The sequence below is a fragment of the Pseudoalteromonas rubra genome, from assembly GCF_005886805.2.
Lineage (GTDB): Bacteria > Pseudomonadota > Gammaproteobacteria > Enterobacterales > Alteromonadaceae > Pseudoalteromonas > Pseudoalteromonas rubra_D.
Genome location: NZ_CP045429.1, coordinates 1,209,348 through 1,223,248, shown reverse-complemented (window position 1 = coordinate 1,223,248; position 13,901 = coordinate 1,209,348). Strand labels below are relative to the sequence as shown.

8 protein-coding genes are annotated in these 13,901 nt (G+C 46.9%); 4 read left to right on the top strand and 4 right to left on the bottom strand.

Annotation, left to right across the window (positions count from 1 at the left end; genetic code table 11):
• Position 1: 1 nt before the first annotated feature.
• From CWC22_RS05240 to CWC22_RS05230, 3 genes are all read right to left on the bottom strand, one after another.
• On the bottom strand, positions 2 to 763 hold the full coding sequence (locus CWC22_RS05240; protein WP_138538894.1) for an efflux RND transporter periplasmic adaptor subunit: 762 nt from the start codon (positions 761 to 763) through the stop codon (positions 2 to 4).
• Positions 764 to 3,787, bottom strand: coding sequence for an efflux RND transporter permease subunit (locus tag CWC22_RS05235; RefSeq protein WP_171045102.1), 3,024 nt, complete (start codon positions 3,785 to 3,787; stop codon positions 764 to 766).
• Positions 3,788 to 4,588: 801 nt separating this feature from the next.
• Positions 4,589 to 5,989 carry a PhoH family protein gene (locus CWC22_RS05230; protein ID WP_058797530.1) on the bottom strand — a complete coding sequence of 467 codons (1,401 nt, stop codon included), beginning with the start codon at positions 5,987 to 5,989 and terminating at the stop codon, positions 4,589 to 4,591.
• 386 nt (positions 5,990 to 6,375) lie between these two features.
• Between CWC22_RS05230 and rapA the strand changes: the two genes are divergently transcribed.
• The 3 genes from rapA to CWC22_RS05215 all read left to right on the top strand — a co-directional run bounded on the left by rapA (position 6,376) and on the right by CWC22_RS05215 (position 10,349).
• Positions 6,376 to 9,270, top strand: coding sequence for an RNA polymerase-associated protein RapA (rapA, locus tag CWC22_RS05225; RefSeq protein WP_138538896.1), 2,895 nt, complete (start codon positions 6,376 to 6,378; stop codon positions 9,268 to 9,270).
• 182 nt (positions 9,271 to 9,452) lie between these two features.
• Positions 9,453 to 10,100 carry a hypothetical protein gene (locus tag CWC22_RS05220; RefSeq protein WP_138538897.1) on the top strand — a complete coding sequence of 216 codons (648 nt, stop codon included), beginning with the start codon at positions 9,453 to 9,455 and terminating at the stop codon, positions 10,098 to 10,100.
• A gap of 27 nt (positions 10,101 to 10,127) precedes the next feature.
• Positions 10,128 to 10,349, top strand: coding sequence for a hypothetical protein (locus CWC22_RS05215; protein ID WP_138538898.1), 222 nt, complete (start codon positions 10,128 to 10,130; stop codon positions 10,347 to 10,349).
• 623 nt (positions 10,350 to 10,972) lie between these two features.
• On the opposite strand, the gene CWC22_RS05210 is transcribed toward CWC22_RS05215, so the two are convergent.
• Positions 10,973 to 11,131, bottom strand: coding sequence for a hypothetical protein (locus CWC22_RS05210; protein ID WP_155946265.1), 159 nt, complete (start codon positions 11,129 to 11,131; stop codon positions 10,973 to 10,975).
• A gap of 308 nt (positions 11,132 to 11,439) precedes the next feature.
• On the opposite strand from CWC22_RS05210, the gene CWC22_RS05205 reads away from it, so the two are divergent.
• On the top strand, positions 11,440 to 13,737 hold the full coding sequence (locus CWC22_RS05205) for a cytochrome-c peroxidase (RefSeq protein ID WP_138538899.1): 2,298 nt from the start codon (positions 11,440 to 11,442) through the stop codon (positions 13,735 to 13,737).
• The last annotated feature ends 164 nt before the right edge of the window (positions 13,738 to 13,901 follow it).

Sequence of the window (13,901 nt, the reverse complement as noted above, 5' to 3'; positions counted from 1 at the left end):
ATCACACCTCCTTGTTCAACGGCATGGTGATCATCACGGTCTCATTCACCCTAAACGGCGCATCAGGTAATGCGTAGCTGACCTCTACAGTATTCGTCTGCTTATCAACTTGTTGGGATACATAGTCCAACTCTATTGGCAAAGACAATTGCCCGTTGATCACAGACGCTTTACCAAGTGCATAGTTAGACAGGCTGGAGACAGGCAATTTTACCTTGAGGTAAAGATCATTGTCTTTGAGTATTCTGACCACTTTTTTACCCTGCTGAACAACTTCTCTAGGGCTGGACAAGCGTTCAAGTACGACACCGTCGAACGGCGCTATAAATTGCTTTCTTTTGATAGCACTGCGCATTTGTGCGATGTCTACAGAGTTGCGCGTGCGCTGAATTTCGCTGTTAATGACTGAAAGTTCTTTTTCAGATAACAGATCTTCACTCAGTGCCTTTCTTTCATGCATCTGCTTATAATTAGCAAAGATCGTACGATTGATCGCCAGCTGATCTTGTGTAAGCACTTCCAATTGCTGATATGCTTTTAACTGAGCCTGCTCCAGGGACGTATCAAGGCGGAACACCGTATCACCTTTTTTAAACTTAGCGCCCTCATCTAACACCATCTCTAACGTTCCGAAAAGCTCCACAGACAAAACATAATTATGTTTAGAGTAGACCTGTGCAGGGAAACGACTCTGTTTTAGTTCTGACGCGCACGCAGCACCGATTGCATGGCAAAGCAGTGCCATGACCACCAAATATTTCATCTAAGCAGCTCCTTGATACTCGTTTTGATGTTTTTCTTGTTGTTCGATTTCAGGGGATTTATTTGAGCTACAGCCAAATTGGGCCATAAAAGCAGGAACGACTGTAAAAATACTGAGTAAATTAAACGCCATTCCGCCAATAATAATTGCGGCGATTCCCTTGTAAAGCTGTCCCGCTTCCGACGGGAATAGTAATAACGGCACCATCCCGGCAATGGTTGTCAAAGAGCTTATCAATACTGCACGTTTCCTTTGCGCAATGGCCTGCAATATAGCCTGTGATTGCGCCAACCCAGACTCTGCCAGACGAGCAGCCGTGTCGACCAGCAAAATTGAGTTATTTGCAACCGTGCCAAGCATAATGATAAACCCGATCACACTCAGTACATCGAGTCGGATCCCAGTCATCACTTCAAGTAAAATGATGGCTATCACCCCTCCGAGTAACGGCGTAATAAGACTCGCAAGCACATACAAGCCGGCTTTATAGTTTTTTAGGGTGAACGTGACAATTGCAAACAGGGATAAAGCCACAAACAAAAACATACCGCTGAGTGCCTGCTTAGCTTTCGTGATGCTCGCAGCACTGCCTTCTAATTCAAACCGTCCCTTGTCACCAAATAACGCCGTTAACTCAGGCGCAATATGTTGTTCAATTTGGCTCATTACGTCACTGACAGACAGGGCTTTATCGGTGATCCCAATATTGAGTTCAATGGCATAGCTGCTATTAAAGCGAACTTGTGACGGAATGACTTGTGTCTGCTCGAACGCCAAAAGTTCACCTATATAGGTCTGCCGCCCGGCCTGTGTGACATAAGGCACATTGGCATATTCACTTAAAGACTGTCTCTCACCTAGGGTCATATAAACGTTGATGGCCTCGCCATTCATTGACCAGGTTTCAAGATAATTTGACTGAGTTAATGATTTAAATAACTGTTTAAGCTCGACTTCGCTGACACCAATGAAACTGGCGTTGTCGAATTTAGGGATAATTTTATAAACACTCTTTTGTGCCGTTAAATCGGGTTTGAAACGCAGTGATACGCCAGATAAGTGTTTATTAAATAGTGCTTTAATATTGTCCTGATTGGCCGCCAGCCACTGTTTATCATGCGCATGCAGATATATCTTTAGATTGTTTTTTGCTTCAATTCCACCGAATAAATTGCCATGGATTGTGATGACATTATAGTTTGCAAATGCATCTGGTAACTCAGCCTTCAATTTCGCCAATGTCTGAGGCAATTGTTCATTGTCCTCAAGGCGCAAACCTACGGTAACAAGCCGACCCAGACTAATCACATAATAGTTTTTAATATCCCCATCAACTAATTGAGGAATAAGGCGATTTAATGGCTCAACAAGCTCTTCTTTGACTTTTTCCTTAGACTCCGTATTTTTAAGCGGAATATAAACATCAATTGCATCACGCTTAATATCAGGTAAATAGCCCAAAGAGGGCAGCAACATTATTGCCGATGAAAGAAAAACCACCGTAGATACAACTATCACCGCCAATCTGGCGGGTATGTTATTTAAAACCAAATGCGTCAACTTACCAGCCACAAAAGAACGACCCTTTTGGCCTGCTTCGCCGGACATAAAAGCGTGCACAAACACAGGCACAATCAGAATGGTCAATGCCAGAGAAATAAGTAGCCCAGATACAAACGCCAGTGACAAACCAGAAAATAACTGCCCTTCTGCTCCTTCACTAAAGATAATGGGTAAAAACACCACGACAGACGTCACCGTAGACGCTAATAAAGCAGGGATCATGGTCGATATCGCATTAAAAATTGCTTGCGGAGACTGTTTGAGTGCGTGTGGCTGTCTGTCGAGATACTCAATTAAAATCAGGACACCATCTACAAACATACCTATCGCGAAAGTGATCCCGGCCAAAGAGATAACATTGATTGAAACATCGAACAGATAAAGGACACCAAGGACCCCCATAATCGATAACAGGGTGATAAGGCTGCTCAACAGAGTTGGTATTACCCTGCGAAAAAAGATAAACGACACCAGCAAAGACAAAGCAAATCCTAGTGAAATGGCTTCTACCATCATCCACACTGCTCGCTTGATAAACAGGCCAGTATCAAAGGTGATTTCATAATTTAACGCAACCACATCGAGTGCAGTGGTATTAAGCGCAAGCTGTTCGTCAACTGCGTTTTGAATGGTCAACAGATCAGCCTGCTTCTGACGTAAAACACGTACAAGGATCCCCGATTGTCCGTTAAATCGAGTCATCCATTTTGAAGGTGTAGCTTCAACTGAGACATTGGCGATTTGATTGAGACGAATAACAGTCCCCAGTTTGGTTGCCAGAGTTGCATTTTGTAATGAACTGATTGAGTCAACACTTTGATAGCTTGCTGTGTATAAATACGCATCTTGTTCGAATGTGCCCGTTGAATCCTGCAAGAGTGTCCGAACACGTGACTGTACATCTCCAAGAGTTAACCCAAATGCCGTTAGCTGCTCAGGTTTAAGCCGGATAACAACTCGCTGCTCGAGGTTAGGAAACAGTTCTGCCTTTTCCACTCCCGAAATACTGACTAGCTGTTTTTTAGCGATGTCTTTTATTAACTGAGTCTGAGCCTGAGTGAATTGACCATTTTCTGAAGTAAAGAAGTAGCTGCCGACAACTTGATTCGACACATTGTTACCGCCTTGATGAAACCTTAACGGAGCAACATAGGTTGGAAATGCTCGCACCCCAGACAACAAAGTGCGCATCTTTTGCTCTGTAGTTTCAAGATTAGTTCCGTATTCAAACTGAACTTCGAACCTGACACTTTCATCACTAAACGTAACTTTTATAGTTTCAAGCGTATTAAGTTTACTGTTGAGCACTTTTTCATAAGGCTCAACGATATTGGCCAGTAAAAATGCTTCACTGGCATTAGGCCATTTCACTGAAAAAGAGATCCTGGGAGGCTCAACATCTGGCAACAACTGAACTTTGTTTTTATAGGCACCAATTAAACCGAAGAGGAATATGGACACGCAAGTAACAAAGAGCAATGTTCTGGAATAAAGATAACTACTTAACACTACAAGTCCATCTACACTACATTCACTTAACGCAAAAAAAGTATCATGAGAAAAACAAATGTCAATAAAATAGAGCTAGGATACACAACTGGACAAACCTTGCATTATCAAAAATAGAAACAAAACACCACAAAATTAACTTAATAAACATAAATAAAACAAAAAAAGCCAAGTTTAGCAATAATGATATTCAAGCTGGCGCTCAGAAAAGCGCTATCCATTCCCTGAGATGTAAAAAATATAGCACTTTAAATTCTTTAAAGTCACCAGCTCATTTACAAAGATTAATGAGGTATGTTTTAAAGCATCGAGTGTGCTTTCACTCTGGTCGGTGAGTTTGCTAATACCAATTTACTTAATTAAGTGTTCTGTTTTGAGGCGAGAAAATAGGGTCGATAACACCGCTCCCGCGTCCTGCTATCGCTGAGACACCTACGTCCAAGTAGGCGAGGCAAACATGTACGAACCTATACCTTAGGTGAAGGTTCTAAGTGAGAAATTTTTAACGCCATTAGCGTCTTATTTGCTCCTTCAAATGGAGCAGGTATTAAGTGAAATGGGTATAATTTACCCACTGCGAAGTCGTTGGTGTGAAAATAGGCAAGTAACCACTGCAATACGTTTCGGGTAGAATGAGATACTCAGCCGATAACTGGTAATTTTCCATGCGGATAAACGTGCCATCTGCAAGAAGAGCAATACACATACTGCACTGATGCAGCGCAATGGCTTGACGCCACTGCGCTGTCTCGCTTACAGGTTTTGCTCAGCAAATGAGGCCAGACGACTTCGAACGACTCCGTTGAGATTAATCGTCGCAGAGCCTTCAAAATCTTTAAAGCGCTCAACAATATAAGTAAGCCCTGAAGTCACAGGGGTCAGATAATTGCTGTCTATCTGCGCCAGGTTTCCGGTACAGATAAGTTTAGTGCCCTCGCCACAGCGTGTGATAATGGTTTTTAACTGAGAGGCGGTCAGGTTCTGGCTCTCGTCCAGAATCACCACCGCATTTTGGATACTACGTCCACGCATAAAGTTGACCGACTTAAACTGAATGTTGGCCTTTTCCATAATGTAGTTACGGCTCGAAATCGGGCTTTCGTCGTGTTTGTGTAATACCTCCAGCGTATCCGTGATTGCCGCCAGCCATGGGGCCATTTTTTCTTCTTCCGTGCCAGGTAAAAAGCCTATGCTTTCGGCAATTTCCGGGGTGTTGCGGGTCACAATCACCTTATCGTATACGCCTTTTTCAATGATCATTTCCAACGCACTGGCCAGCGCCAGTAAGGTTTTGCCGCAACCAGCCGGGCCTGTCAGGATCACCAGCTCGATATTTGGGTCCAGCAACGCATCCAGCGCCATACCCTGATAGACATTTTTAGGCGCAACGCCCCAGGCCTGTTGGTGCATCAGGCGCTCAACGCTAATGTCTTTTAGTGTCACGTGCTCTGTATCATAACCCACCACCCGGGCAGCAAAGTGCTCCCCATCATCTATCAGGTATTCATTGACAAAGACTTCCGGCATCAGTTTTGCGGGCACCTGATGCAAAGTGTAACGGCCCTGCTGCTCTGTCTGGCACTCGCCCACATTGGCCCAGAAATCCCCGGTAAACTTGTTATACCCCGAGGTCAGCAGGTTAATGTCATCAATGAGCTGGTCAGTGCGGTAGTCCTCTACAAATTTGAGGCCGGCCCCTTTGGCCTTGAGGCGCATATTAATGTCTTTGGTGACTAGCACCACTTTTTTATCTGAGTATTGTTTCTGTAATTGAATGGCGCAGTTAATAATTCGGTGGTCATTTTCGTTACCCGGTAAACCAGAGATGCTATCCGGATACAAGTGATCGTTGATCACGATGAGCTTGCCACTGCTCGCGGGTTTATGCGTATCGCGCTGCACTTTGGGCAAAGAAACCCCCTCCAGCATTTGCTCTGGTGAGGCGTTACGCAACACGTCATCAAGGCTGCGAATGGCCACCCTGGCATCGCTGCTGACGTCGCGTTTTCTGTCTTTTATGTGGTCCAGCTCTTCCAGAACTGTCATGGGGATTACTACGTCGTGTTCCTGAAATGAAAAGAAAGCGAGGGGTTCGTGAAGGAGTACGTTGGTATCTAACACATACATTTTACGGTCGAGGTCATCATTTCCCATAGTGCATTCCTATTTAGTGAAAACTACTACTGAACAAAGACTTGGTCGCCAAGCAAGCCAATGCTCTTACCCTAAGTTTAGTCTATTTGTCACAAAAGTCGTTTTTATGACAGCCGCGTTAACCACCCGGTAAGACAATGCGCCATCGCTACGTCAATTTTGAACACTTGGGCTATGCTTATTTTTCGTCGTGAGGACGTAAACACTGTGGCCGAAAATAACGCCAAACAGGACAACAAGTATCCCAGGCTCCTGTGTTCGCTCAGGTCAATAGCATAATGTGAAAAAAATCACAGTTTATGTACGTTTATCGTTGTCTCACAACCTTGAACAAGGCGGTGCTTCTCGGTACCATGGCCGCCTTTTTTCCGCGAGACGAGACAAGCATGAATTTTTCCTTAGGTCAGCGCTGGATCAGTGATACTGAGTCAGATTTAGGATTGGGCACCATAGTGGCATTGGAAGGTCGCCAGGTGACCATATTGTTTCCTGCCAGTGGTGAAAACCGCGTGTATTCTGTACAGGAAGCCCCGGTTACCCGCGTGATTTTTAATCCCGGCGATGTGATCCGCTGTGTTGACGAATGGGAAATGCGTGTTGAAAAAGTCGAAGAACAAGGCGACTTGCTGTGCTATCACGGTGAACGTATTGATAATGAAGAACCGGTCACACTGAAAGAAACCTTTTTGGATCACTTCATTAAGTTTAATAAGCCTCAGGACCGTCTATTTGCAGGTCAGGTTGATCGATTTGACCGTTACACGCTGCGCTATCAAACCTGGCAACATCAGTTCAATCGCCAGCAGTCTCATTTAAAAGGCCTCATTGGTCAGCGTGCCAGCCTGATCCCTCACCAGCTTTATATAGCCGATGAAGTAGGCAAACGTTTCGCGCCCAGAGTTTTACTGTCGGACGAAGTTGGTTTAGGTAAAACCATTGAAGCCGGCATGATCCTACATCAGCAAATTCTGACGGGCCGTGCCAGCCGTGTACTGATCGTCGTGCCTGAAAGCCTGCAACATCAGTGGCTGGTTGAAATGCTGCGCCGCTTCAACTTGCACTTCTCTATTTTTGATGAAGACCGCTGTGACGAAGCCTTTGCGGATTCACCAAACGTATTTGAAACCGAGCAATTGGTGTTGGTGAGCCTGGAATTTATCACCAAGAAACGCCGCTGGTTTGAGCAGGCAACATTAGCGGACTGGGATCTGTTGGTTGTTGATGAAGCGCACCATCTGACGGTAGAAAAAGACAAACCAAGCACCGAGTACCAGCGCATTGCGGAACTGAGCCAGGACATCGCAGGCCTGATCTTGCTGACCGCCACGCCAGATCAACTTGGCCACCGCAGCCACTTCGCTCGTCTGCAACTGCTTGACCCGGACAGGTTCTACGATTACGACGCCTTTGTGGAAGAAGAAAGCCATTATAAAGAAGTCGCCGATGCCGCCAACAAACTGCTGCAAGACGCCGCGCTGGACGACAAAGCCAAAGCAACCCTGACTGAGCTGTTAAAAGAAACCGACATCACCGATCTGCTTAGCCAGGTTGAACAGGGCGAGGAGTCGGCCAAACAAACGCTGCTAAACAACCTGCTGGACCGCCATGGCACCGGCCGTATTTTATTCCGCAACAGCCGCAGTGGTATTGACGGCTACCCAAGCCGTATACTGCATGCCTGTCCTGTTGAGATGCCAAAGCAATACAAAACCGCTATCTCTGTCATGGGTAATCTGGGCGGCATTCAAAGTGCAGATAAAAGTGCTCTGCGTGCCCTGTTCCCGGAAAAAATCTTTCAGGAGTTTGAAGGTGAAAGCGCCAGCTGGACCCAATTCGACCCGCGTGTTGCCTGGCTGATCGATAAGCTCAAAGAGCTTAAACAGCAAAAGGTGCTACTGATCTGTGCTGAAGCACAAACCGCCATCAGCCTGGAGCAAACCCTGCGTGAACGCGAAGGCATTAAGTCAGCCGTATTCCATGAAGGGATGTCTATCTTAGAGCGTGACCGCGCTGCGGCGTACTTTGCCGATGAATATGACTCTGCCCAGGTGCTGCTGTGTTCAGAAATTGGCTCGGAAGGTCGTAACTTCCAGTTTGCCCACCACCTGGTGCTGTTCGATTTGCCGCTGAACCCGGATCTGCTGGAACAACGTATTGGTCGTCTGGACCGCATTGGTCAGCAGCAGGATGTGAATATTCATGTGCCTTACTTTGCCAATACAGCCCAGGAAGTGCTGCTACGCTGGTATGACGAAGCACTGGATGCGTTCGAAACCACCAGCACCACCGGCCAGTTGCTTTACAAAGAATTCTCTGAAGATTTACTCGAACTGGTTGCTGCGCATAACTGTGATGAAGAAGAGCTGGATCCGTTGCTAGAACAAGTTGCAAAGCAAAACACAGTGCTGCGTGCCAAAATGGAGCAAGGCCGGGACCGTCTGCTGGAACTTCACTCTAGCGGTATGGGCAAAGCCGATGGCATTGCAGAAGAAATTGAAGCGCTCGACGACGACGTTGTCTTACCCACTTACATGATCAATGTGTTCGACATCTTTGGGGTAAATCAGGAAGACAAAGGTGAAAACACCATTATCCTGAAGCCCACCGAGCATATGCTCAACCCGTCTTTCCCAAGTCTGAAAGACGACGGCATCACAGTAACGTTTGACCGTGCTACGTCGCTGTCACAAGAAGATGCTCAGTTTATCAGCTGGGATCACCCTATGGTGGAAGGTGTGATGGACATGATCTGTGACGATGATTTTGGCTGTGCCTCTGTTGCTCTGCTGAAAAACAACAAACTGCCGGTAGGTACTTTCTTTGTTGAGCTGATCTTTGTGGCCGAAACATCGGCTCCGAAATCACTGCAAATTGGCCGTTTCCTGCCACCCACACCGATCCGGGTGCTGATGGATAAAAGCGGTAACGATCTGGCACAAAACGTGGCATTTGATGCCTTTAACAACCAGCTCTCTGCCGTTGGTCGTCAGACCGCCAGTAAACTGGCCAATGCACTGCAATCGGGTATCCATCCGCTGATCAGCAAAGCCGAAGAGCAGGCCAAAGCACAGATGGCTGACCTGCAACAAGCTGCACAAGCACAGATGGAAACCCGCCTGAGCGACGAGCAGGCCCGCTTGCAGGCACTGAAAGCGGTTAACCCGAATATCCGTGACGAAGAAATTCAGGTGTTCGATAAACAACGCAGCGCGCTCAGCGAGCACATCAGCAAGGCTCAGGTCAAACTAGACGCCATTCGCCTGATTGTAGTGGCGCACTAAGGCACAGCCTTTAAAAACCATCCGGGGCACGGCTTTGTGCGTGCCCCAGATTCTCCCCTATCAGTCAAATAGTACGCCACAAGCCACAGTTCGAAACCCCGAGCGATGATCTTTGATATTGTTGGTACAAAACAGTAACATTATCCGTTAATACGCCACTAAGAATACTAAAAAAAGCAACGATGATTTTAAACAGACTCCCCGTGCTTGTCATGCTCTCACTTGCAGGCCCTGTTGCTGCATCTGAGCACAATACCGCAGACATAAACGCCCCAGTTGTTATCACGGCAGCTAAGCCGAATGCCCACATAGGCAATAACCTTCGAATGGTCGCCAAGATCAAGGTGCCGGGTAATGCCAGTGCGGGACCCGAATATTACCCGTTTAATTCAGCATGGGAGCTGGCACGAAACCCCAGCAGCCGGCAAAGATTTGACGACTGGATAAAAGACAATGAAGCGATAACCTATTATGGCACTCAACTCACCTCCATCATGGATAGTATGTTCGGCGCATTAAATCCGTTCATCGATTTGGCAGGCATGGAATTACTGTTTGAATTTGCCGACGGCTCTCACATTTTGATGAAAGCCCCAACGCTTGCCAGTGCCAGGCTCAGATTCAGTTATGTGCCCGGCAGTGCGTCAGACGCAGACGGCAACCCGATTGCTGATGCAGGCACGACTTTTAAGGGCATTTATGCGTTTTCTTCGCACGCCAGGCAGCAACAGTTTCTGGAAAAAGCGGCTGAGTATCATTCAGATTTCAGGGTGAAACACCTGAATGACACGGCGCAGCATCTGCGTATTGAAATAACGCCCATCAATTAAAACCACTATAAAAATGAAGACCCGACTATGTTAGACATGCTCAGAAATGGCGAGTTATCGCTTGCCCCCTTTGTATTCGCAGTTCAGGCTATCTTGTTTGTTATCGTGAACTTAACCATTGCACATAAATACCACTACAGTAAGAAAGTGGCGCTGATGGCCTCAATGATCCCATTCGTAAATTTTTATGTCACCCTGGTCTATATCGCCATAGTTATTCTTAACTCTCGCAAGGAGCTAACCAAATAACAAACGTCTAATTATCTGACTGGCAATGCCTTTGCGTCTTGGTACTGACTGAGGTCGTGTTTTTTGAGACTCTCTGGGCTTTCTGAAGGCTTTGTCTCTGTGGGCGCTGCCCGCCCCACCTGAGTAGCTCTGCACTGTTTGCCTTACCTTTTGAAACCACCTCTTTAATTTTATGGTCAGGTGTAGACGTGATTTTTACTTTCATATAAGCCCCCATGTTGAGAACTAATTTGGAGTATGATCAAACTCAATTGATGGCATGGTCAAAATATGTGTAGATACCGACTCATTAAAAAGTTATCTATCACACTCTGAAGATAACCCGGACCATTACCTGACATACAAGTTATGAGCATTAGCTTGCCAAACAGCACTTTATAAACACAAGCAATTACTTAGTATGATGTAAGAAATGTAACCGGATCACGGCTGAGGCAGACGCTACCAAATTAGTATCAAAAGATGAGATAGAGGGAAAATCACTTCACAATTAGATAAATCGCTACGATACCCGCAGAGACACAAAGCAGGCCAGTAAACTGGCCTACGATCAACAACATTGTCTAGCAAGAAACTAAAGATATAACCGCTCAGGTCACCCCGAGTCGATCATAAATTAGCGATTAAGCGCACTGCCAGGTTTGCGGGCACTGCATGGTTTTCAGACACATCAGCGTGTCCAGGTTAGTACCACCTGCAACCTGTGGGGTTTGCTGTGGGTTGAGCTTAGCAGAAGAGGTGTTAAGGTTTTTAACGGTCTTTTTGCTTAGTTTAAGTAACATCTTAATTTCCTTTGGTTAGTTACATAAGTCGCGGTAACAGTATCAGGTTTTAATATCCCTAAAAAGCCTTAATTAATGAAATATTTATTTAAATCAATTAGAGATTAATAAATAATCTTCCGTTAAAAAACATTTATAAAAATAGCTCATGTTTTGATCAGACCGTTTTTTCATACGCATTATTACCAATTTGGGAATTTTTGCTCCCACTCTCACTTTAACCTTTACTTAACCCTGTACACGTTAATTTGACCTTTGAATCGGCTTCGTCCGCCCCCAAGAACAACTGTAGCGAAAGGAAGATCAACATGATAAAGGTTAAAACGAGTGCATATGCACTGCTGATGGGCGGTGCGTTTAGCACCTGCGCGCTGCCCATACCCGATGATTTAGACCAGGCACTCACAGAGTTAATTATTCAGCATGGCCTGACTGGCAAGCCGGCTAACGGGTTTGACTTACCCGGTGTCGATGACCCTGAGGTTAAGCTGGGAAAACTACTGTTTTTCACCAAAGCACTCAGTGGTGACAAGCAAGTGGCCTGCGCCAGCTGCCATCACCCCTACCTGGGTGGCGGCGATGGCCTCTCCCTGCCCGTAGGTACCCTGGCACAAGATCCGGATATACTCGGGCCGGGCCGTAAAACCACCACAGGACAATTCTACGTGCCGCGCAACTCGCCCAGTATCTTCAATGCCTGGGTGCATAAACGCAGCCTGTTTCGTGATGCCCGGGTAGAGTTTCTGGACTGGCTAAACCCTGAGCGGGGGATCAGTACACCGGATGTCCCTTATGGTGAAGCCGATCCAAACGCAGGCGACTCGCTGTTAGCAGCGCAAGCACGCTTTCCGGTGGTCACCCCCTCAGAAATGCAAGGCTTTGAGTTTATGGAAGGTGCGCCTAATGATGCCGTCAGAGCCCATCTGGCTGCCCGAATAGGCAACTATGGCAATGCCCAGGGCGAGTTATTTCGCAATCAGTGGCGGGATTATTTCGCAGCAGTATATGGTGATAAAAGCGCTGAAGAGATTGTCACTTTTGATAATATCACCCGTGCGCTGGCAGCCTACCAGCAATCAATGAATATGACGGATAATTCCTGGAACAGATACGTGCAGGGAGATAAAACCGCACTGACAAGGTCACAAAAGCGCGGTGCCTTTTTATATCTTTACATGCCGCCGCCCCCGTCTGATGGCGGTAGTGAGCCCGATTTTTTGCCAACCCAGTGCATTGGCTGCCACAACACCGACAGCTTTAGCCAGACCAAAGGCACTAATTATCACAGGTTAGCCTTCGCACAAATAGGCCCAGGCATTGGTGAAGCCGGTGATGAAAGCAATGATCGTGGCCGCACCCTGCGCAATCAAAACCTGGCTGACATCTACAGCTTTCGCTCTACCACTTTGCTGAACGTCGAAGTCACCGGCCCTTACGGTCATGCGGGCAATTACGATACGCTGGAAGAGGTGATTGAGCATTACGATGACTACCATGCCATTTTAGATGACTACATAGACAACCAGGGTTGGTGCAAACAACCTCAGTTTAAAGACATCAAAAACTGTGTCGACTTATTTCCTGATACCCGCCAGCATACCGATGCCGCCGCTAAAATCATCGATGATGAAATCGCCGATGGTGCACCGGTTCTGCGTAAATTAGAACTCAGTACCCAGGAAAAAGCCGATTTAGTCAACTTTATGAAAGCGCTGACCGATCCCTGTGTAAAACAGGCAGATTGCCTTGCCGCCTGGTTGCCACAACCTCACGAAGGTGACCCTGACGGCTTGCAACTGTACGCCAAAAATTATCAGGGCGTGCCATTGTACTTACCCGCGGATTGCGCTCAGGGTGATACTGCAGTCACAGGCAGCCGCTTGATGCTGGACCAGGAAGAATGTATCTCAGGTAAAGCCCATTACTTCTATGTCGATGTGGCGCACGACAATACCACTTTATACTTCAGCAGCCGCAGTGGCACAGGGCAACCACGCTTGTTTTATAATGCCTACCAATGGGCAGACCCGCAAAATGCACAAGCTACGTCCCACGGCACCGGCACTGAGCAGGTACTCAAAGTCACGGTGAACCGGGGTCGCCATTTCGTTTCAGTGTTAGATCCAAGTGGCTACCAGGGGCTGTCTGTTGCAGCAGGCATCGACAGTGCATTACGAGAACCAGGAGAGCTGCCTCGGGACATAGTCAATGCCTGTGTTGAGGGGCTGCCGAGTGGTTATGCCGAGCTCTTATCAGGCAAAGCTCAGTGCGCCGCCCCCGGTGACAGTTACTTTTTTATTAAAGTGACAGAGCCGGGCAGTACACTGGAAGTCCGCACCCGACACGGTAGCGGTAACAGCGATCTGTTTGCTGGCACATTCTGGCCTAGTCAAGATATGTACACTTTTACTTCACGTCGCGCCCACAACAGTGAATTTCTCAGAATAGATAGCCCAGTGCCTGGCTGGTACTACTTGCTGGTCTCAGGGGATGGCCAGAATGAGGGCGTCAGCATTCAGGTCGATGTCATCAAGGCTGATAGCGCTTCTCGCGAAAAAGGAAACCGCAAGCCAAACCGGGCAAACAACGCAACTTTGCCCAACTGATATCCAATACCAGTCGGTCTACATCGGCGAACTGGTATTCGCTGTGATATCGCCTCCCAAGCCGCAGTCCTACCTGCGGCTTTTTTGTGAAGCCCGGTCATTACCCACATCACCCGGTGTACTTAACCCGCCTTTAACCAATCACCCTCTACACTGGCGGTTAC